Annotated in this window: 19 protein-coding genes; 16 read left to right on the top strand and 3 right to left on the bottom strand. The window is 59.2% G+C overall.

What is annotated here, in order from left to right; translation table 11 throughout:
- Positions 1-508 precede the first annotated feature (508 nt).
- The 16 genes from ACR0D8_RS20390 to ACR0D8_RS20315 all read left to right on the top strand — a co-directional run bounded on the left by ACR0D8_RS20390 (position 509) and on the right by ACR0D8_RS20315 (position 16,004).
- Entirely contained in the window at positions 509-685 is a 177-nt protein-coding gene (locus tag ACR0D8_RS20390) for a Flp family type IVb pilin (RefSeq protein ID WP_475155690.1), read from the top strand.
- 146 nt (positions 686-831) lie between these two features.
- Entirely contained in the window at positions 832-1,779 is a 948-nt protein-coding gene (gene cpaB, locus ACR0D8_RS20385) for a Flp pilus assembly protein CpaB (protein ID WP_480649312.1), read from the top strand.
- Between the two features lie 9 nt (positions 1,780-1,788).
- Entirely contained in the window at positions 1,789-3,327 is a 1,539-nt protein-coding gene (locus ACR0D8_RS20380) for a pilus assembly protein TadG-related protein (RefSeq protein WP_480649310.1), read from the top strand.
- Between the two features lie 12 nt (positions 3,328-3,339).
- Positions 3,340-3,837, top strand: coding sequence for a TadE/TadG family type IV pilus assembly protein (locus tag ACR0D8_RS20375; protein ID WP_480649308.1), 498 nt, complete (start codon positions 3,340-3,342; stop codon positions 3,835-3,837).
- Positions 3,834-4,481 (top strand): TadE/TadG family type IV pilus assembly protein, encoded by a 648-nt coding sequence (locus ACR0D8_RS20370; protein ID WP_480649306.1) that lies wholly within the window; start codon positions 3,834-3,836, stop codon positions 4,479-4,481. Before ACR0D8_RS20375 ends, ACR0D8_RS20370 begins: the two co-directional genes overlap by 4 nt.
- Positions 4,481-5,707, top strand: a complete 1,227-nt coding sequence (locus tag ACR0D8_RS20365; protein WP_480649304.1) for a CpaE/TadZ family protein — start codon at positions 4,481-4,483, stop codon at positions 5,705-5,707. The genes ACR0D8_RS20370 and ACR0D8_RS20365 overlap by 1 nt, the downstream gene beginning before the upstream one ends.
- A 63-nt stretch (positions 5,708-5,770) precedes the next feature.
- Positions 5,771-7,111 carry a TadA family conjugal transfer-associated ATPase gene (locus ACR0D8_RS20360; protein WP_480649302.1) on the top strand — a complete coding sequence of 447 codons (1,341 nt, stop codon included), beginning with the start codon at positions 5,771-5,773 and terminating at the stop codon, positions 7,109-7,111.
- Positions 7,036-8,076, top strand: a complete 1,041-nt coding sequence (locus tag ACR0D8_RS20355; protein WP_480649300.1) for a type II secretion system F family protein — start codon at positions 7,036-7,038, stop codon at positions 8,074-8,076. The genes ACR0D8_RS20360 and ACR0D8_RS20355 overlap by 76 nt, the downstream gene beginning before the upstream one ends.
- 14 nt (positions 8,077-8,090) lie before the next feature.
- Positions 8,091-9,077: a type II secretion system F family protein gene (locus ACR0D8_RS20350; RefSeq protein WP_480649298.1), complete on the top strand. Its 987-nt coding sequence runs from the start codon at positions 8,091-8,093 to the stop codon at positions 9,075-9,077.
- 273 nt (positions 9,078-9,350) lie between these two features.
- The gene (locus ACR0D8_RS20345) at positions 9,351-9,617 is read left to right on the top strand and encodes a spike base protein, RCAP_Rcc01079 family (RefSeq protein WP_480649296.1); all 267 of its coding nucleotides are present in this window, start codon (positions 9,351-9,353) and stop codon (positions 9,615-9,617) included.
- A 3-nt stretch (positions 9,618-9,620) separates the two neighbouring features.
- A complete protein-coding gene (locus ACR0D8_RS20340) occupies positions 9,621-10,388 on the top strand; it encodes a hypothetical protein (RefSeq protein WP_480649294.1) in 768 nt (255 codons plus the stop codon).
- Positions 10,389-10,816: 428 nt separating this feature from the next.
- Entirely contained in the window at positions 10,817-11,338 is a 522-nt protein-coding gene (locus tag ACR0D8_RS20335) for a hypothetical protein (protein ID WP_480649292.1), read from the top strand.
- Between the two features lie 161 nt (positions 11,339-11,499).
- Positions 11,500-12,183 (top strand): metallophosphoesterase family protein, encoded by a 684-nt coding sequence (locus tag ACR0D8_RS20330; RefSeq protein WP_480649290.1) that lies wholly within the window; start codon positions 11,500-11,502, stop codon positions 12,181-12,183.
- A 137-nt stretch (positions 12,184-12,320) separates the two neighbouring features.
- The gene (locus ACR0D8_RS20325) at positions 12,321-13,769 is read left to right on the top strand and encodes a mannose-1-phosphate guanylyltransferase/mannose-6-phosphate isomerase (protein ID WP_480649288.1); all 1,449 of its coding nucleotides are present in this window, start codon (positions 12,321-12,323) and stop codon (positions 13,767-13,769) included.
- Between the two features lie 5 nt (positions 13,770-13,774).
- The gene (locus ACR0D8_RS20320) at positions 13,775-14,869 is read left to right on the top strand and encodes a glycosyltransferase (protein ID WP_480649286.1); all 1,095 of its coding nucleotides are present in this window, start codon (positions 13,775-13,777) and stop codon (positions 14,867-14,869) included.
- 43 nt (positions 14,870-14,912) lie between these two features.
- On the top strand, positions 14,913-16,004 hold the full coding sequence (locus tag ACR0D8_RS20315; RefSeq protein ID WP_480649284.1) for a glycosyltransferase family 4 protein: 1,092 nt from the start codon (positions 14,913-14,915) through the stop codon (positions 16,002-16,004).
- On the opposite strand, the gene ACR0D8_RS20310 is transcribed toward ACR0D8_RS20315, so the two are convergent.
- The 3 genes from ACR0D8_RS20310 to ACR0D8_RS20300 are packed head-to-tail and all read right to left on the bottom strand — an operon-like array spanning position 16,001 to position 19,147.
- Complete coding sequence (locus ACR0D8_RS20310) at positions 16,001-17,275, bottom strand: oligosaccharide repeat unit polymerase (protein WP_480649283.1); 1,275 nt, start codon at positions 17,273-17,275, stop codon at positions 16,001-16,003. The genes ACR0D8_RS20315 and ACR0D8_RS20310 overlap by 4 nt on opposite strands.
- Entirely contained in the window at positions 17,272-18,192 is a 921-nt protein-coding gene (locus tag ACR0D8_RS20305; RefSeq protein WP_480649281.1) for a glycosyltransferase family 2 protein, read from the bottom strand. The genes ACR0D8_RS20310 and ACR0D8_RS20305 overlap by 4 nt, the downstream gene beginning before the upstream one ends.
- Entirely contained in the window at positions 18,185-19,147 is a 963-nt protein-coding gene (locus ACR0D8_RS20300) for a sulfotransferase family protein (RefSeq protein WP_480649279.1), read from the bottom strand. The genes ACR0D8_RS20305 and ACR0D8_RS20300 overlap by 8 nt, the downstream gene beginning before the upstream one ends.
- Positions 19,148-19,151: the final 4 nt, after the last annotated feature.

The raw sequence follows: 19,151 nt of genomic DNA, 5'->3' as shown, positions 1-19,151 counted from the left end.
CAAAACAACACGGTCGAAACCATTAGGTCCTCATCACACTTTCAAACTTGTTCGGATTATGTCGGGCCAGCAACCGGTTATGTGGCCTGAGTTGAAGGTTGAGATTCAAAATGGATTTTGTGGTATATATATAAAGTGCTGTTTAATAACAAAAAAATTTTCAACTAATGATGTTCGGGCACCGCTCTGGCATGATTTCAGTCTTGGTGGGATCATCCGATAAAGCGCCCTCATTTACGCCACAATTTGACGCTATTTCACTTCATTGTTTCCCCGGAAAGTGATTCGTCTGAACTTTAATGACACGTTAATGCGCGGTTAACAAAACTCGTCTTTAAAAAGCAATTGGATCTAGAAAATCACCTATAACGGGTATTTTCTCCACGAATGTCGGAAGGCAAATATTTTCGAGACATTTAACTTGATTGGTGAGCTTCCGCAGATTTTGCCTGGCTTGCGCTGCAGCACTTTGCAGCGTCGATATCAATCTAACCTTTTCGGGGGAAAAATGACGAAATTCATCAAAAAGTTTGTTCAGAACGAAAGTGGTGCGGCCATTGTGGAATACGGCCTGGCCTTGTTGGTCGTCGCGTCGATTGCGGTGGGTGCGTTCTCGTATCTTGGCACCACCACCAACACCAACGTGACCGGTGCCTGCGCGGCTCTGGGCAGCGCAACCTGCTGATTCAGGTTCGCGCAAAGTTTTACTTACCACGACATCATTCTGCGCCGTCGCAACATTGTAGCGGCGCAGAAATTACCGCCGGGATTTTCGCGACACCGGGAATACCGAAGTTTCGAATTTTGAAAGCGTAACTTTTGGAGACAGAGATGCGTATCAGACCAATTATTACCACACTCTTTGGAATTGCGATCGCGTCCGGTTCCGTTTACCTGGCGAAAGATCATATTCAGCTCCGGACCAGCGCCGCAACTGCGTCGTCCGGTGCCGATCTGGTGGAAATCTATGTCGCCAGATCCGAAATTGCTTTCGGTCAGATGATCGAAAAGCACCACGTCACCACACATCCCTGGCCGCGCGAGGCGCTGCCGGCAGGTGTGTTCACCCAGATCGACGTTCTTGTGCCCGATAACCGCAGGCAGCTGCGCCGCGCCAAGGGTCGCTTTTACCCGGGCGAAGTGATGATCCTATCCAAAGTTTCGAACTTTGGTGAAAAGGTAACTCTGGTCCAGAAGCTGGGTGAAAACACGCGCGCCATGGCCATTGAGGTCGATGCCGCAACCGCCGTGGGCGGGTTTGTGACACCGGGCGACCGGGTGGACATCGTTCTGACGCAGGGCGCGAAACTGGAATTGCGCGCTGTCACGATCCTGCAGGACATCCGCGTGATCGGTGTGGATCAGCAATCCGAAGAGCTGAGCGATCAGCCCGAGGTGGCCCGGACGATTACAGTTGAAGTCACCCCTCAGGAAGGTCAGCGCCTTGCTCTGGCGCAAAAGGCCGGCACCCTGAGCCTGACCCTGAGAACCCTGGACGGCGTCGTGGACGAGCCGATGGAGATGGTTCGCCTGCGCGACCTGCTTCAGGAGGAAGGTCCGGTGGAAAACGCCGAAGTCCAGCCGACCGTCAGGCTGAACCGAGGCACGGAATCCGAGGTTGTGCCGATCCAGCGAAAGCGTCGCGCGGCAGAAACCGAGCCGGGCACTGAATCCGAAGTGAACACCCAGACGGATGCGCAGCTTGCTCCGGCGGTCGCGACGCCCGATGCCCGGCCTCAGATTCGCCCGATCGCAATCAGCCAGAACTCCGGACAGTAAGCCTGAGCCATGCAACTGAAAGCGAACATATCCCATTTCGCCGGGGACGAGCATGGAACGGTTGCGATCCTTTGGGGCACTGCGCTGGTGGCGTTCCTGGGCTTTTTTGCAATCACTCTGGATGTCGGCCGGCTGAACTCGACCCACGCGGAACTTCAGTCTTTCGCAGATAACGTTGCACTGGCTGCGGCTGGTGAGCTGGACGGCCAGCCTGACGCGATCACCCGTGCCACGAATGCTGCGGCCAATCTGATCAGTGACAGCCAGACATTTGCAACCGGGGCCACTGCGCTTTCGGGGTCGTCGGACTACACGCTTTCCTTTCACTCCGCCCTTCCGGCATCGGATCTGACGCCGCTCGGCGCGGACCTCACTATGGACCCGCGGAAAGCCAAATTCGCGCAGGTCGTCCTGACACCAAAATCGCTGAGCATGAGCCTTGCCTCGGCGCTGGACAAGATGCTTGGGGGGGGCGGCTTTTCGGCGGCCAGCGTGTCGGCCGAGGCGGTGGCCGGGTATTCGAAGGCCGCGTGCGATATCTCGCCGCTGATGTTTTGCCTGCCGCCCAACTGGGAATCCACGCTGACCGTGGGCGATCAGATCCTGCTGCGCAGTGGTGGCAATGGTTCTGCTTGGGGGCCGGGTAACTTTGGCTTTATTGATCTGGCGAGTTTCCAGGACACGTCAGGTGTGTGCGCGGATGAGGGTGGCAACAAGCTGGCCTGCCTCATCGCGGCGCAGGACCAGATCACCCAATGCGTTCTGACCAATGGTCTGAACACGGAACCGGGCCAGAAGGTCGGCATCACCAATGCCGCATTCAACGTCCGCTTTGACATCTATCGCGCCGTTCTCAACGGCGAGAAGAACAATGTCGATTTCGCCCCGGCGCCAAACGTCATCAAGGGCATTGAAAAGAACGGCGGCGGTGCCTGCATCCAGGGCAGCGAACAACAGACGCCTGATACCACGGCTCTGGGTCGCGACCTTTGCATGACCGCGGGCACCTGCGGCGGCAACAACCGCTTCGGCGACGGAAACTGGGATCGCGCGGGTTACCTGAACCAGAACCACGACCTGGCAGATGGTGTCGCCGATGGGATCGGCAGCGATGCGCATCTGCCGGTGCTGACCGGAGCGGATACCGTGTTCGCAGGCACGCGTTACGGGATGTATCTGAGGGAAATCGCGTACGGAGACTCAAGCCCGTACACAGCCCCGAACGCAAATGCCATTCTGGATCCCTTGCTGGCCGAAACCGGCCGCCCGATGTGTTCGAGCCATATGTCAAGCAATCCGGCGCGGCGTGTCGTGACAGCCGCTGGCATTGATTGCGCGCAAAACCCCGTGTCCGGTTCGACGACCGGTGTTCCCGTCACGAAATTCGTCGCCGTGTTCCTGACCGAACCGGTGGGCGATGACGGCGACTCGCCGCCCAGCTTCGATATCCATGGCGAGATCGTGGGCTTTCCGGATGTGGTGGGTACCGGAAGCGGCGGCAACGGGTTCAGCGGCATCTTTCGCGACGTCGTTCAGCTGTATCGGTAAGGGGGCAGAGTCATGAAAAAGCGCCTTGCCGCCCGCATCAAACGCTTTCTTAAGGCCGACGAAGGCGCGATCATCGTGGAATTCGGCCTTGTCATGCCGGTGATGCTGTTGCTGTTGGTGGTGACCCTGGAATCCGCGCGTCTGATGTGGTCCTACCAGTCGGTCATCGCAGGTGTCCGGGACGCCAGCCGCTATCTGTCCAGGGTCACACCTGCGGATATCTGTACCTCTGGCGGGTCTGTCGCGGGTCTTGCCACAACGTTGAAAACCATCGTGGAAGAGGACATCAACGGCAATTCACTGTTCCCGGCCGGAATTTCCGTTAACTCGGTCACACCCAGCCTGTCCTGTGTTTCCGGAACCTATCGTATGAATCCGGCCCCAGTAGGACAGGTGAGCGCCAATATCACCATTCAATTCCCGATGGGCAGTGTTCTGTCGCTGTTCGGCAGCGGCGCATCGTCGGTCACGACGGACGTCGCCGACACGTCGCGGATCTTTGGCCAATGAAGACCCTGCTGCATATCCGCGCGTTGTTGCGCCAGGCCGGCCAAGCCTTCCTGCGCGATCAGCATGGCGGGGTTCTGGTCGAGTTCGCGCTGGTCGTTTCGCTGTTCTTCTTCCTGTTTCTGGCGTTGTTGGATTTCGGCCGGCTGTCTTACAGCGGCGTGAATGCGCAGAAAGCCGCGCAGCTGGCGACACGCATTGCCGTGGTTCGAACGGCGGTTTGCGCCGGGGTTCCGCAGACCCATCAGCGCGGCCCATCGGCCCTTGCACCGCGTTACGGCACGTCCTGCAGCGCCTCGGCCGGGGTGTGCGCCGATGTCGGTACGCTGTCTTGTGCCGGCGTGGCCACCAATCCGACGGCGTCGGAAATCTGGGGTCGCATCAGCCCCCTTTTGCCGCCGGGCAGCACAATCGAGATGATGCAGTTTTCGTATGCTTTTGACCCAAATCTGGGCTTCCTGGGTGGCCCGTATACACCCATGGTCACCGTCGAATTGAACCTGAACGATTTTCAGTTCGTGTCACCGCTGGCGGCGCTGGCAAATGCCGCTGGCGCAACAAACAGCACCCTGTCTTCGACAGCCGGTTACTCGAATTTCAGCGTTTCGCTGCCTGCTGAAGACCTAGCACTAGGAGAGTCAGGATAATGGATCACAACGTTTCCAATCTGAAGTCGCACTCGGTCATGCTTGTGTCCGAAAAAGAAGCCATCGCGCAGGTTGTCGCCGACGTCTTTCCTGCGAACGAGGACAACAAGGTCACTCGGAATGCAGGCTCGTTTCAGGCTCTCAACGGGACAGCCCTGAAACTGGCGTTCAAGCACGATCTGGTGGTCTTCGAGATCGATCCCGATGACGCGGGCGAGGTTCAGGCGGTCAGGGATCTGTTGGCGCATCGCGATGACGACACCCTGTTTGTCGCCCTGACGCAGAATGATCTGTCGATCACCAAGGCGCGCGAGCTGCGGAAGATCGGCATCGACGAAGTCCTTCCCATGTCGGTTGACGGTGATGAGTTGAAGGCGGTCGTCAGCGAGAAATTCACGGCAAGGCCGGTTGCGCAGCCTATGGTGCTGGATGGGTCCACTGCGCTGGGCAAAGTGATCCCGGTGGCAAAGTCCCGCGGCGGAGCGGGTGCATCGACTGTGGCGGTGAACTTTGCCTGCGCATTGGTTGGCGGCAAAGGGTCGTTCTTCCGCAAAACCGCGAAAAGCCGCGTCGCCCTTTTGGATTTCGATCTGCAATTCGGGAACGCAAATGTGTTCCTGGACCTCGAAGACAACGGCGGCTGCCTGCAGTTCATAGAAAACGCCGAGGAACCTGACGATCACTTTCTGTCGTCGATCCTTCAGAACCATACCCTGGGCGTCGATGTGTTGTGCGCACCTGTTCCGATGGTGCCGCTTCAGTCGCTGCGCGCCGATCTGATCGAAGGGATGTTGGACCTGCTTCAGCGCCGCTACGATTATATCGTGATCGATCTGCCCTGTGCCGTCGTGGAATGGGTCGAGCCCATTTTCAAACGCGCGACCCAGCTAGCGCTTGTCACCGACACCACGGTGCCCTGCGTTCGCCAGGCGCGGCGCCTGATCGACCTGTACCGCGAGGCAAATGTCGGCCTGCCTGTCGAGGTTATCGTCAACCGGGAACGCAATTCTCTGATCCGGCCAGCGCATGTCCGCGAGGCCGAGAAGGTTCTGGAAACAAAGCTGAAACACTGGTTGCCGGACAACCCGAAAGTGGCCCGCAACGCAGTGGATCTTGGACGCCCGGTCGTGGAGATGAAGCCGCAATCCGATCTGGGCAAGGCTTTGGCAAAACTGGCTGCTGCTGTGTCTGCTGACATTCAGCCCGCGGCATCTTTGAATAAATAAAGGGAGATCACCGTGTTCAATGAATATAGATCACGCAGGGCAGCGTCTAAATCGAATGTGTTGATGCTGGACCGGCCGATTGAAGTGCCGCCCAAATCCAAGGTGACCTCTGATCCCGTGGACGCCGATCTGCAGGCTCATCTGGAACTCAAGAGCCGCCTGCACAGCGAACTTCTGGACAGGCTGAACCTGTCCGTTATCGACAAGGTGGAACGGTCGGAACTGAAACGCCAGATCGCGTCACTGGTGACCGGCATGATCGAGGCTGAACGCCTGCACATGCGGTCCGAGGCTTTCACCGCTCTGGTCGACGAGCTTATCCACGAAGTCATGGGTCTTGGGCCGCTGGAGCCGCTGCTGGAAGACCCGACCATCAACGACATTCTCGTCAACTCATACGACAAGGTCTATGTCGAACGCTTCGGCCTGCTGGAGCAGTCAACCGTGCGGTTTCGCGACGAGCGGCATCTGCTGCGGATAATTGACAAGATCGTCAGCAAGGTGGGCCGGCGCATCGATGAATCGCAGCCCTGGGTCGATGCGCGTCTGGAAGACGGCAGCCGCGTCAATGCGATCATTCGGCCATGTTCGGTCGACGGACCAGCCCTGTCGATCCGGAAATTTTCGCGCAATCCGTTGACCATCGAAAAGCTCGTGCAGCAGGAAAGCATGAACGAACAGGCTGCGATGCTTCTTGAGGCGCTGGTCGAAGCAAGGCTCAATATCCTTATTTCGGGGGGCACCGGCACCGGTAAGACAACCATGCTGAACGCGGTGTCGTCCTATATCGACGGCAAGCAGCGTATCGTGACAATCGAGGATGCCGCCGAACTGCAGCTTCAGCAAAGCCATGTGGTCCGGCTTGAAACACGGCCGCCCAATTCGGAAGGGCAGGGCGTGATCACCCAGCGCGATCTGGTGCGCAACGCGCTGCGGATGCGGCCGGACCGCATCATCGTCGGCGAGGTTCGGGGTTCGGAATGCTTTGACATGCTTCAGGCAATGAACACGGGGCATGACGGATCGATGACCACCGTTCACGCAAACTCGGCCCGTGACGCGCTGAGCCGCGTGGAACAGATGGTGACAATGCTGGGCGCGGACCTGCCGATCAGAACCATCCGGTCCCAGATCGCCTCGGCCATCCACATCGTGCTTCAGCTCAGCCGTCTCAGTGACGGTACCCGAAAAGTCGTCAGCATTTCGGAAATTACCGGCATGGAAGACGACACCATCACCATGCAGGACATCTTTGTCTTCAAGCGCCGCGGCAAGTCCGAAAACGGGGACGTTCTGGGAGAGTTCCTGCCAACGGGCATCCGGCCGAAATGTTTCGACCAACTGGTCGCGTCCGGAATCGATGTCGACACCAACATGTTTGTTCGCGGGGCTATGTCATCATGATCGACCTTCAGCCAAACACATTGAACATCTTGATTTATATTATGATTTTCCTGGGCGTTTTGCTGGCGTATGAGGGGGTGAACCAGCTTCTGCAACGCAAGGAGACCTTCGGCGAAGCGCGAAACCGCCGGATGAAAATGATTCAGGAAGGCGCGTCAACTGACGAGGTTTTGCAGCTGCTGCGTGATCCTGCGATGATGGAATCCGGCGAAAAGCTCGGACCGGTTTCCCGGTTTCGCCGTCTGATCGTTCAGGCCGGGCTGACGATCCATCCGGGTTGGGTGGTTTTCATTACGCTTCTGCTGGCAGCGATGATCTTTGCCGTCGCGTCCCGGTTCCTGGTGTCGGAACTTGCCATCGCTCTGAGCGCGGTTTTCGCTGTGGTTTTGCCCTTGATGGTGTTGGTCGCCATGAAAGAAGCCCGTTCGAAAAAGCTGACAAAACAACTGCCGGACGCTCTGGATCTGATGGCGCGCGGTCTGAAGGTTGGTCATCCCGTGGCGGTCACAGTTGGGAATGTGGCCACCGATCTGCCGGATCCGATTGGCTCGGAATTCGGTCTTATTCAGGATCAGATCAACTATGGCGATGATGTTGCAACAGCGTTTCATGACTTTGCCAAACGTGTCGGTACCGAGGATGCGAACTATCTTGCTGTCAGCATCGGGATTCAGCATGGCACCGGCGGCAATCTTGCCCGCATTCTGGGCATTCTGTCTCAGGTCATCCGGGACCGTCACACGATGCAGAAGAAAATCAAGGCCATCTCTGCCGAGGGTCGGCTGAGCGGTCTTATTCTTACGATCCTGCCGATCGTGATCTACCTGTCGATCGAACTGTCCACACCATCCTTCTATGGCGACGTTCGCAGCGACCCGTGGTTTCCGTTTTTTGCCTACGTGATCATTGGCCTGACGGTTGCCCAGGGTCTGATCCTGCATCGCCTCGTCAAGTTTAAGTTTTAATCGGGAGCGTGGAAATGGAGATGATTCAAGATTTTCTGAACGACCAGAACCTGCCGCCTCAGTTTCTTTTGCTGGCTGGCATGGCTGTCAGTATTTTCTTTGTTGTCCTGGGCCTGTCCGGCCTGACCGTCGGCGACAACGTTGCTGCGCGCCGTATGCACGTGGGATCGCTTTCGCACGCGCATGGAGAGGACTTTGACCTCATCCAGGGTGACAACAGCGATCCGCACGGGTTGCTGAAAGCCTTTGTTCCCTCATCGAAACGAGAACGCTCGAAGATCGGTAAGCTTCTGAAGCAGGCGGGAATACAGCGCAGGCACGCCATCCGGACGTTTTATATCTTCCGGGTGGTCATGGGTTTTGTCCTGCCGGCGGTTTTCGTGATTGCAATTGCGTTGCCCATAGAAATGCAGGTTCAGATTGGCATCGCCGGTATCACGCAGAGCATCACATGGCTGAACGCGCTGCAGATTGTGACGGCATTGATGGTTGCCGGGTTCTATGGCCCCGCGCTGTGGTTGCGTTACCGGATAAAGAAACGCCGCCAGGCAATCGAACACAGCCTGCCGAACGCGCTGGACCTGCTACAGGTCGCGATTGAGGCCGGGCTGGGCTTTGATGCGGCGATGATCCGTGTGTCGCATGAAATGGCCCATGCCGCCCCGGAGATTTCGCAGGAGTTTTCCATCCTTCAACTGGAGTTGCAGGCCGGCAAGGAACGCCAGGCCGCCTTTTTGGATATGGCAGAGCGGGTCGGCATTGACGAAGTGAACTCCTTCGCGAATGCGTTTTTGCAGTCCAATCAATACGGGACCAGCATTTCCGCGTCACTGCGCAGGTTCGCGACTGACATGAGACTGGATCGTGAGCTTCGGGCTCAGGAAAAAGCCAACCGCCTGCCCGTGCAGATGTCGGCCGTGATGGCCATGTGCATGATGCCCGTTCTGTTGCTGATTTGCCTGGCACCTATGCTGATCCGGTGGATCAATATGTTTGGGTGACCTGCGTTCTTTCGGTTCAGGTCTCCCTTTTCGAAGCGCTCAATCAATTGATGCCGACCTATGGGTTTTCTGCGATGTCGCGGCGCTTTCAGGCGAACGCAGCGCGCAAACAGTTTACGTGCCGGTGGTTGAAAAATGCCGCGGGCCGTTGCGGACTCGGATGCGCGCCCGCACGGCCAAATAACGGAACGTTTTTGCTGCGAACTTAGAACTCCTCGCATGTGCCCTGAGATGATCAGGGAGAACCCGCCACTCATGCTCTGGAGATCAGAAATGAAGAACCCTTTCGCTGGCCGAACGATGTCTCTGAACGGACCGACACCGGATATTTGCCCGGTCACCCCGAACGACAACCAGGATCTGCCGCAAATCGCGGTTGCGCTTTATGTGACCACCGGCGGCACGCTGTCCATTCAGACCGTCGCGGGCAAACAGCGCAGCGTTCAGGTTGCGGATAACGCGATCCTTCCGGTCGGGGTCGTCCGCGTTTTCGCGACCGGCACAGATGCCGACGGTATTCATGCATTCGTGGTGTCCTGAACGATGCTGGGTTTCGGGATTTCCGAACTGTCCGTGAACCGGGCGCGCGGGTTCAGTCCGATCAGTCTGCAGCCGCTGGCGTGGTACGATCCCTCGGATCGGTCGACCCTGTTTCAGGATGTCGACGGAACGGTACCGGTGACATCCGATTTTGATCCTATCGCTCAGATCCGCGACAAGTCAGGGCTCGGTCATCATATGATCCAGCCGGACGGGACACGCCGGGCGGTATTTCGTGAGGAAAACGGTGTTTGCTGGCTGGAAACGGATGGCACCGATGACAGTTATCAGCTGCCGTCCCGCATGGGGTTGTCCGCCAATCCCGAAATTTCGGTGATCGCCGCAATTCAACCCTTGTCGCTGAGCGCGCCGGTTCAGCGCGTTTTTCATTTGGGTGGTGATAACGAGGCCGGATCACTGGGCTGTGCCTTGGGCGGAGACGGGTATTCCTGGAGGTTCAACAACGGGAATACCAAATATGTCTCCACTCAGGTTGGGCAGGATATCGTCGCGACGTGGACGCGCCCCGAAAGCAGCACCTATGCAGACAGCGCCCTGCGTCTGGACGGCACACAAATCGCGGTGTCTTCGTCGGCAAACGGGGCATTTCTGCCGGTGAACAACGCCCAGCAGGCCGCCCTGTTCGGGCACGGGTCGCTGATCTCGGATGCGGCGCATCTGAGGTTCTATGGGATGATCGTTCTGCGTTCCGTTGACCCGGACGGGCTTCGGAAATGTGAAACATGGCTTCGGGGCAAACAACCGTCCTGACACGTTAAATGCGTGGCGGGTCGTGTCGGTCGGGTCAAGGTGGTCTGCGGGCTCTGAACATCCGGCCATTCCAACCTGGAATAACGCGAGATCGCAGGGCGTTTTTGACGGCAAGCTGTGTGATTATGTAAACTTGGTCGAAATCGCATTGAGTCAGGTCAGCAGCGCGGAGCCCAGAGCGAGCGGATTATTCCGGTCGGGCGCAGAGCGTCGCCTGAAATGCCGGGTCCGGGGATGGATTGGCGTCCCATTGGGGCAGGAACTTTAGTTCGCCCACATGAACGGACCGGTCCAAATGCGTGATTTTTGAAAAAACTTTGATACAAACTGTTGTTTTAAAACATGTTTTTGACATGTGAAGCACGCAGAGACAGCAAGGCGCAGCATTAGTCCTGATCCCGACCACCACCGGTTTTGGAGATTGGACAATGCGAATTTCACCTGCGCTTTCGGGATTGCTGCAACGGATTGCCGGTTTTCTGGTCACGTCGGGCAGATCGCGGGAACCGTTTGTCGTTTCAGTTCTGGGGCTTTTGATGTCCGCCTTTTTCTTGCCCGTGCCCGCAAATTCTCAGCAACCGCATGTGGTGGGCAGTGATCGCGGCGGATACTTGCATGACCGGCTGATCGAGTTGGAGAATTTGCGGCGAAACGGCATTCGGGTCGAAATTCGGGGACGGGTCTGTTTTTCCACTTGCACAATGTTTCTGGGGCTGCCCGGAACCTGTGTTGACCCGGATACGACTTTTGGGTTTCACGGCCCCTCACGCAGTGGCCGGCGGTTGCCGAAAGAGGATTTCGATTACTTCAGCCGGGTGATGGCAGATTATTACCCCGAACCCCTGAGATCATGGTTCATGAGCGAGGGGCGCAACCGCATTGCCGGGGTCCACAGGATCAAGGGCACCGAGATCATCAAAATGGGCGTTCCGGCCTGCCGAACCGCCTGACCCGAGGCTTGCCCCGGATCGGGCTGGGGGCTATCACAGACATGCCCTGAACGTCGCAACAGAGTCCAAAGCCGCAATCATTCGCCTGAAACCAGGCAGGAGACCCGCCCATCGTTTTGTCATCGCTAATTCAAAGGTTCGGACGGCGCGGGGAGTTTTCCATGCCCGCACCAGAAGAACCCCTATGTGTCATTGGCGATGTTCATGGGTGTTTCACCCGGCTTGAAAATCTTCTGTCAGAGGTGCCGCAGGGCTACAGGATCATTCTGGTTGGGGATTACGTTGACCGGGGCGAGCGCAGTGCCGATGTGCTGCGTCTGATCAGTGAACGTGATGATTTCACCTGCCTGAAGGGCAATCACGAGGATATGCTGCTGCGGTTTCTGAAGAACCCGGCGGGTCACGGGCATCTCTGGTTGCGCAATGGCGGGTTGCAGACTCTGGCGTCCTTCGGGGTGAGCGGGGTCCGCTCAGAGATGAACGCCGAGGAGTTGCAGACCTGCCGCGACAAGCTGAAAGATGCGATGGGCGAGCGCCTGTGCAATTGGCTGTCGGGGCTGAGGACCTTGGTGATGTCGGGCAATGTCCTGATCACCCATGCCGGGGCTGATCCCGGCGCACCGCCCGGTCAGCAAGTGGAAAAGACGCTGTTATGGGGGCATCCGGGATTTCTGACCACGGACCGGCAGGACGGCATCTGGGTTGTGCATGGTCACACGATCGTCGACGCGCCCATGGTGTATCGCGGACGCATATCCATCGATACCGGTGCCTTTGCGACGGGGATCCTGACCGCCGTGTGCCTTGACGGGACCGAGCCGCGTTTTATCTACGCGGGCGTATAGGGGTTGAGCGCAAAAACCGGTGTGGCCGCGAAACAGGACCCCACGTTATCTTTTCGGGCGCAATCCCAGCTTGGCCTTGTCACGGCAAATCACATTTAATAGGACCGTGCCAAAGTAGATCAGAGCCAGAGTTTTTCATGTTGATTACACCAGTCCTTCTTTGCGGAGGCTCCGGAACGCGCCTTTGGCCGTTGTCCCGAAAAAGTTACCCCAAGCAATTCGTTCCGCTTGTCGGTGAGGAAACGCTTTTTCAGGCCTCTGCGCGCCGGCTGTCCGGAACGGGACCGGATCTGGACTTTGCGGCACCCGTGGTTCTGACCAACTCGGATTTCCGTTTCATCGTGGCGGAACAGTTGCAGGCGGTCGGAATCGACCCGGGCGCCATTCTGATCGAACCCGAGGGCCGCAACACCGCGCCCGCCGTTCTGGCCGCCGCGCTGCGCGCCCATGCCGAGGATGAAAACGCGGTGCTGCTGGTCGCCCCGTCCGACCATGTCGTGCCTGACGCTGCGGCCTTCCGGGCCGCCGTCGCGCGCGGTTTGCAGGCCGTGGCACAGGGGCAGCTTGTCACTTTCGGGATCACGCCGACGCATGCGGAAACCGCCTATGGTTACCTTGAACTGGCGGCCACGCCGGACAGCGACGGCGCGCCGGTTCCGTTGAAGCAATTTGTCGAGAAACCGGATCTGGCCCGCGCGACCGAGATGCTGGCCGCCGGCAATTTCAAATGGAACGCCGGTATTTTCCTGTTCCGCGCGGCCGACATCCTTGCGGCATTCCGCGCCCACGCTCCGGCGCTGATGGCACCGGTCGAAGCCGCGGTCGAAGCGGCGGCGGCGGATCTTGGGTTCTTGCGCCTCGATCCCGAACACTGGGGCCAGGTCGAGGACATCTCGATCGACTATGCGGTGATGGAGAAGGCGACGAACCTGTCCGTCGTTCCGTTTGACGCGTCCTGGTCCGATCTGGGTGGTTGGGATGCGGTCTGGCGCGAAAGTGGCCCGGATGCGCAGGGCGTTGTGACCAGCGGCGGTGCCACGGCGATCGACTGTCAGGACACGCTGTTGCGTTCGGACAGCGATCAGCTGGAAATCGTCGGCATCGGTCTGGAAAACATCATCGCTGTGGCGATGAACGATGCGGTGCTGGTGGCCGATACCTCCCGCGCGCAGGACGTCAAGAAAGCCGTTTCCGAACTGAAAAAGAAAGGCGCGCCGCAGGCCACCGCCTTTCCCAAGGATCATCGCCCCTGGGGATGGTTCGAAAGCCTTGTGGTCGGCGACCGGTTCCAGGTGAAACGCATCCACGTTCACCCCGGCGCTTCGCTCAGCCTGCAAAGCCACTTCCACCGTTCGGAACACTGGATCGTGGTTGAGGGCACCGCCCGCGTGACCATTGACGACCATCAGCAGCTGGTGACCGAAAACCAGTCCGTCTATATCCCGCTGGGCGCGGTTCACCGGATGGAAAACCCGGGCAAGGTGCCGATGGTTCTGATCGAAGTGCAGACCGGCACCTATCTGGGTGAGGACGATATCGTCCGGTACGAAGATATCTACGCACGTGGTCAGGGGGCCAAGGGCTGAACCCCGTGAAAGTTGCCATCGTTCACTATTGGCTCGTCGGGATGCGCGGCGGGGAAAAGGTGCTGGAAGCGTTCCTCGACCTGTACCCCGATGCCGTGATCATCACCCATGTCTATGACCCCGAAAACGTCAGCGAGAAGATTCGGCGGCACGAGGTCCGGCAAACCTTTATCGGCCGGCTTCCCGGCGCGAAGCGGCATTACCAGAAATACCTGCCGCTGATGCCGCTGGCGCTGGAACAAATGGACATGCAGGAATTCGATCTGATCCTGTCTAGCGAGTCCGGGCCGGCCAAGGGGATCATTCCGCGCCCCGATGCGACCCATATCAGCTATTGCCATTCGCCGATGCGGTATATCTGGGATCATTACCATGTATACCGCGCGCAGGCGGGTGGGGTTGCCAGTCTGGGCATGCCCTTCATGGCGCACAGGTTGCGGAAATGGGATGTCACGACGTCGGCCCGCGTTGACCGGTTCATTGCCAATTCCTCGTTCATCAGACAACGCATTCAAAAGTTCTACCGCCGCGACGCCGAGGTGATTTTCCCGCCGGTCGAAACCGGGGAATTCCGGATCTCCGACACGGTCGGCGATCACTATCTGCTGGCGGGCGAGATGGTGTCTTACAAACGGGCGGACCTTGCGGTTGACGCGTTCAACGCGTCCGGGCGCAAACTGGTCGTCGTCGGGGATGGCGAGATGCGTGAAACGCTCGAACGCAAGTCCGGGCCCAATATCACCTTTCTTGGACGGGTGCCGTTTGCCGAGCTGAAGCATCAGTTCGCCGCCTGCCGGGCTCTGATCTTTCCGGGCGAAGAGGATTTCGGCATCGTCCCGGTCGAGGTCATGGCCAGCGGCCGTCCGGTGATTGCCTATGGGCGCGGCGGGGCGCTGGACACGGTCGTCGAAGGGGTCAGCGGGCTGTTGTTCCATGAACAGACGGTTGATGCCCTGAACGCCGCCATCGACCGGTTCGAAAGCCAGCCGGATCTGGTGGCCGCACCGCAGCAGATTCAGGCGCTGGCGCGAGGCTTTGACACCTCCGTGTTCAAGGACAAGATTTCCGCCTTTGTATCCGCGTCACTGGAAAACGCCTGACAGGCCCAAAGGCAGGGCCGGAAACGACAGGCGGAACCGCATCATGACCCCTCCGAAATCCCTTATGTTGAATGGCCGCTTTCTGACCCGGTCGCTGACCGGCGTTGACCGGGTCGCCAGCGAACTGGCAAGCGCGCTGGCGCACCTGCCCGCAGCGGCAAACATGCAGCTGGCCGTGCCCGGTGCGCCGGTACAGAACCCGGAGACCCGCCCGGAGCCGGTTCTGAATCTCGCCCGCCGGGGGCATTCCCGCCGATCCGGCCATATGTGGGAGCAAACCGAACTGCCCGGTCTGTTGCAGCATCAGGACTGGTTGCTGAGCCTGTGCAATACCGGGCCGCTGATCCGGTCGCGGCAGGCGGTGATGATCCACGATGCACAGGTCTTTACCCAGCCCGCCTCTTACTCGCGGGCCTTTCGCAGCCTGTATCGACTGTATCTGCCGATCCTCGCACGGCGGGCCCGCGTGTTGCTGACAGTTTCAGATTTTTCCCGTCAGGAGCTTGAGCGGTTCGGTGTCTTCCCAAAAGGAAAAGCGCGCGTCATCCATAATGGGGTGGATCACCTTGCGACGATCACACCGGATGACCAGACCCTTACCCGTCACCGGCTGGAGCGGGGCGGGTATTTCCTGGCAATCGGCTCGCTTGCACCGCACAAGAACCTAAAGCTTCTGGCGGCAGCAGCGAAAGCGCGCGGCGGAGGGGCGTTGCCGCTGATCGTGGCTGGCGGCGGCAACAGCGCGGTGTTCCGGGATGAAGGGTTGTCCGAAAATGACGGCCTGCGGTTCCTGGGCCGGGTGTCGGATGCCGAGCTTAAGGCCCTGTACGCCAACGCCTCTGCACTGGTGTTTCCATCCCTGACCGAAGGGTTCGGGCTGCCCCCGCTAGAGGCGATGTATTGCGGCTGTCCGGTGGTGGCGACAACCGGGGGCGCGGTGCCGGAAATTTGCGGTGATGCAGCCCTGTATGCGGATCCGCGCCGTCAGCAGGACTGGACCGCCGCGATGCTGCGGATCGAGGCTGAGCCGGCCCTGCGCGCAGAACTGGCCGCCAAAGGGCGCGAACAGGCGGCAATGTTCACCTGGAAACGGGCCGCAGAGCAGCTTTTGGCCGCGTTGGACGCCGCCTCCTAGACCTGCACCGGGGTCGGGTGCGCCCGGGATGCACGCACCGCATTGATCATCGCGTTCGCGATCCACAACAGCACGAAGGCCAGAACCCAGATCAACAGGGTGCGCGACGTGCCCCAATACAGAAAACGGCCAAACTCCAGCAGACCGATCATCCAGACGGGAAACAGGAACAGCCCGGAAAACCGGCCGATCTGCACCAGCCGATACAGGCGGCCCGAGATGAAGCCGGGCACCGACAACAGGGCGACGCCCCAGAACAGGCCGAAGTCGCTGATCATCATGCCAACGCCGGTGAACAGGTTGAACTCGGGGTTTCCGAACCGCTCAAGCCCGCCCATGAAGGTCTGCTCCCATAGATTGGCCTGAATCTGGTTCAGGGCTTCAAACCCCGGCAAGGGCAGTTTGAACAGGAAGTTCAGAGAGTTCAGAGGCAACCCGCTGGGTTCGAAATACTCGATCGAAACCGCAAGGTTGTTGAACGAAGAAACGTAGTAGGATAAGAACCGCGAGGCTGAGAAATACGCGATGTTGATGTCGAACTGGCTGTAGAAATTCCACGAGCGAAAATATTCGGTCACGCCAAAGAAGAAGACGACGAAAAACACCGCCAGCACTGGCAGGATGCGAAAGGAAGACTGGCCCGTATTGCGGGCGATCACCCAGGCGGTCGCCGCCGGAATGACGCATTCGACCAGGGCCAGGCGTTCGCTCCAGATAAACGACCGATACAGCGCCAGAAACAGAATGATGATCAGCAGGCGTTTGTAAAATGCCCGGCAGTGTTTCCTGGTGCACAGCGCGACCCCATAGCCGCAGACCACGGCCAGCGCGACGCCGAACTGCGTCATCGTGGTCAGCCCGCCGATCTGGTTTCCCGCCTCGCGGCCGACAAATCCCTTGCCGGTGACAAACGCGATGATGACCGACGGGTTCAGCGTGGGTCCCAGCCAGATCGCATAGGCCGCCGCCATCAGCGTGGCATAGATCAGGCAGACGCGCCGGAACCGCACCGATTGCAAAACAAAGGTCAGATCGTCGATCACCTGATCGCGCGACGGTTTGCGCGCGGACACGGAATACATGCCCAGAACCGCCGCGGCACAGAAAACTCCGATCCCGGCCAGCGCGATCCCGACATGGTACGACTCGATCGTTTTGGTCGTACGCATGAACAGGTAATACAGGTCAGCCGACATGGCATAGGAGAAAACCGCGATGCAGGCCCAGGCCAGCATGATCACCAGAGGGTTCATCCAGTAAACGGTTTTCATCTATCGGTGTGCTTCTTCTTGTGCAGGTCGAGGGCGCGGCGCTCGCGATAGCCGGTCAGGCGACCCTGCGCAACATTCATTCGGTATTTGGCCAGACCCGGATTGCCCCTGAGTGCCGAAATCAGCGCTCCGGCCGCCGAACGGGCCACCCAATAGGCCACCGCACCCCAGCCGTACCCGTGTTTTGCCAGCACATAGCCAAAGCCAAGGGCATAGGTTCGTCCTTTGGCAAGGCTGTTTTCGTCGGCGGTGTCTATTTGCATTTCAGCGTGATGGCCGAACAGGGCAGGGTCGTAATATTGCCGGTAATTCCCGGACAGCGCGGTCAGGGACAGGTCCTGCACTTCGTTCGCGCCCCAGCGGGTGCCTGATCCGGGGCCGATCCCTTCGTCGAACCCGCCGGTGGCCTCAAGGACATCGCGGCGCAGAAACATGACCCATTCGATCTGCGTGAACCACGCCGAGCGGCGATCGACCCAAACCGCGCGGTTCAGGAATTTACCGTTGATCGAGCGCCCGTCCTCGGCCGCGGCCCGACCCGAGACGATATCCGCCCCGCTGCGTTCCAGCGCCGACAGCGCTTTTTCGACGAAATCCCCGGGATACCAGCAATCGTCATCCGGGAAGAACACCACATCGCCGCCGGACTGCCGCCACCCGTGGTTTCGGCTGCGGTTGACGCCACGCAGCCTGTCGTCCCGGATATGCGTTACCGGCAGGTCACGGAACTTGGAGAGAACGGGGGTTAGGCGATCATCGGCGTTCTGGTCCACGACCACGATTTCGTCCAGTTGGCGGCTTTGCTGACGGAAGGTCTCGAACAGCCTGATCAGCTCGTCGGACCGGCCAAGGGTGGCGATAACCGCGGAAACCTTCAGACGTGCCGCGCCCGGCGACCTGATATCCGGCTCAGCCATACTTGGGGTCCTTTCGGTCCGGGCGGGCCAGCAACCCGTGCTGGTCGGCATAGCGCAGGGTTTCCGCAAAATCTTCGTCCAGCCAGGTGCTCAGGCGCTGCTGGGCTGCTGGCGGAATCTCGGGCTTTTGGGCCTCGGTCAGACGCAGATTCTCGTAGCTTTCGCGCAGCTTCCTGCGCAGCCCGGCGGGGGTCAGACGGTTCACCAGCTGCCGCAACCCGGATGCCCGGTAGGCATTCAGCAGCCGCGTGATCATCCGCAGCCGATCCACGGCATAGGCATTGCGCGCGGTCTGGTTTTCGTCTTCGGCAGGGTCCGGGATTTCGAGATCCAGAAACCGTTGCAGATCCGCGAAAACGGCCTGCGGGCTCTGTTGGATGTCCTCGAACAGATACAGGCGAAACCGATCGCCAAAGGCGGCATGGAACGCCCTGACCCCCGCCAGATACTGAGAGCGGCGGATCATGCGGTAGTGTTCGCCCCATAAAACCGCAGGCTGTTTCATCTCACGTTCTTCCCGGTCCAGCGCCCCCATCAGGTCTTCGGTAACAAAGCCGTCGCGCACCCCCATCAGGTAATGGGAATAGGCCCGCGTGACCGGTTCCCGCAGAACGGCGATGATGCGGGCATCGGGCTGCATATCCCTGATCCGGGCCGCGCATTGCGGGGTCGACAGGTAATGCGTGCTGGCATCCACGATGTAACGGGCGTCCTTTGCCCCGGCATACAGCGCCCCGTATTCCTCGGGCGTCAGGCAGGCATAAAGCGGCCTGAGCGGCGCATCCCGGTGCCGGGGAACCTGCCCGTCGAAATGAAAGAAGGCGGGTTCCTTGTTTTCTGCGGTGTAAACGCCGGGGGTGCGGCGCAGAACATCATAAAGAAACGTGGTCGCGCTTTTGGGGGCGCCGATCAGGAACAGGTTGGGCAGGGCGGTGCGGGGCGTTACAAAATTCATGGTC

This window comes from Ruegeria sp. BG10, from assembly GCF_056538575.1.
The sequence above is the reverse complement of the archived record's forward strand: the minus strand, read 5'-3'. Positions and strand labels throughout refer to the sequence as shown.

Excerpts from the sequence above, each read along its gene's own strand:
- ACR0D8_RS20335 (WP_480649292.1), top strand. The coding sequence starts at position 10,817 with ATGCGAATTTCACCTGCGCTTTCGGGATTGCTGCAACGGATTGCCGGT.
- ACR0D8_RS20370 (WP_480649306.1), top strand. The coding sequence starts at position 3,834 with ATGAAGACCCTGCTGCATATCCGCGCGTTGTTGCGCCAGGCCGGCCAA.
- ACR0D8_RS20365 (WP_480649304.1), top strand. The coding sequence starts at position 4,481 with ATGGATCACAACGTTTCCAATCTGAAGTCGCACTCGGTCATGCTTGTG.
- ACR0D8_RS20380 (WP_480649310.1), top strand. The coding sequence starts at position 1,789 with ATGCAACTGAAAGCGAACATATCCCATTTCGCCGGGGACGAGCATGGA.
- ACR0D8_RS20375 (WP_480649308.1), top strand. The coding sequence starts at position 3,340 with ATGAAAAAGCGCCTTGCCGCCCGCATCAAACGCTTTCTTAAGGCCGAC.
- cpaB (WP_480649312.1), top strand. The coding sequence starts at position 832 with ATGCGTATCAGACCAATTATTACCACACTCTTTGGAATTGCGATCGCG.
- ACR0D8_RS20310 (WP_480649283.1), bottom strand. The coding sequence starts at position 17,275 with ATGAAAACCGTTTACTGGATGAACCCTCTGGTGATCATGCTGGCCTGG.
- ACR0D8_RS20325 (WP_480649288.1), top strand. The coding sequence starts at position 12,321 with ATGTTGATTACACCAGTCCTTCTTTGCGGAGGCTCCGGAACGCGCCTT.
- ACR0D8_RS20355 (WP_480649300.1), top strand. The coding sequence starts at position 7,036 with ATGTTTCGACCAACTGGTCGCGTCCGGAATCGATGTCGACACCAACAT.
- ACR0D8_RS20390 (WP_475155690.1), top strand. The coding sequence starts at position 509 with ATGACGAAATTCATCAAAAAGTTTGTTCAGAACGAAAGTGGTGCGGCC.
- ACR0D8_RS20305 (WP_480649281.1), bottom strand. The coding sequence starts at position 18,192 with ATGGCTGAGCCGGATATCAGGTCGCCGGGCGCGGCACGTCTGAAGGTT.
- ACR0D8_RS20315 (WP_480649284.1), top strand. The coding sequence starts at position 14,913 with ATGACCCCTCCGAAATCCCTTATGTTGAATGGCCGCTTTCTGACCCGG.
- ACR0D8_RS20330 (WP_480649290.1), top strand. The coding sequence starts at position 11,500 with ATGCCCGCACCAGAAGAACCCCTATGTGTCATTGGCGATGTTCATGGG.
- ACR0D8_RS20340 (WP_480649294.1), top strand. The coding sequence starts at position 9,621 with ATGCTGGGTTTCGGGATTTCCGAACTGTCCGTGAACCGGGCGCGCGGG.
- ACR0D8_RS20345 (WP_480649296.1), top strand. The coding sequence starts at position 9,351 with ATGAAGAACCCTTTCGCTGGCCGAACGATGTCTCTGAACGGACCGACA.
- ACR0D8_RS20350 (WP_480649298.1), top strand. The coding sequence starts at position 8,091 with ATGGAGATGATTCAAGATTTTCTGAACGACCAGAACCTGCCGCCTCAG.
- ACR0D8_RS20300 (WP_480649279.1), bottom strand. The coding sequence starts at position 19,147 with ATGAATTTTGTAACGCCCCGCACCGCCCTGCCCAACCTGTTCCTGATC.
- ACR0D8_RS20360 (WP_480649302.1), top strand. The coding sequence starts at position 5,771 with ATGCTGGACCGGCCGATTGAAGTGCCGCCCAAATCCAAGGTGACCTCT.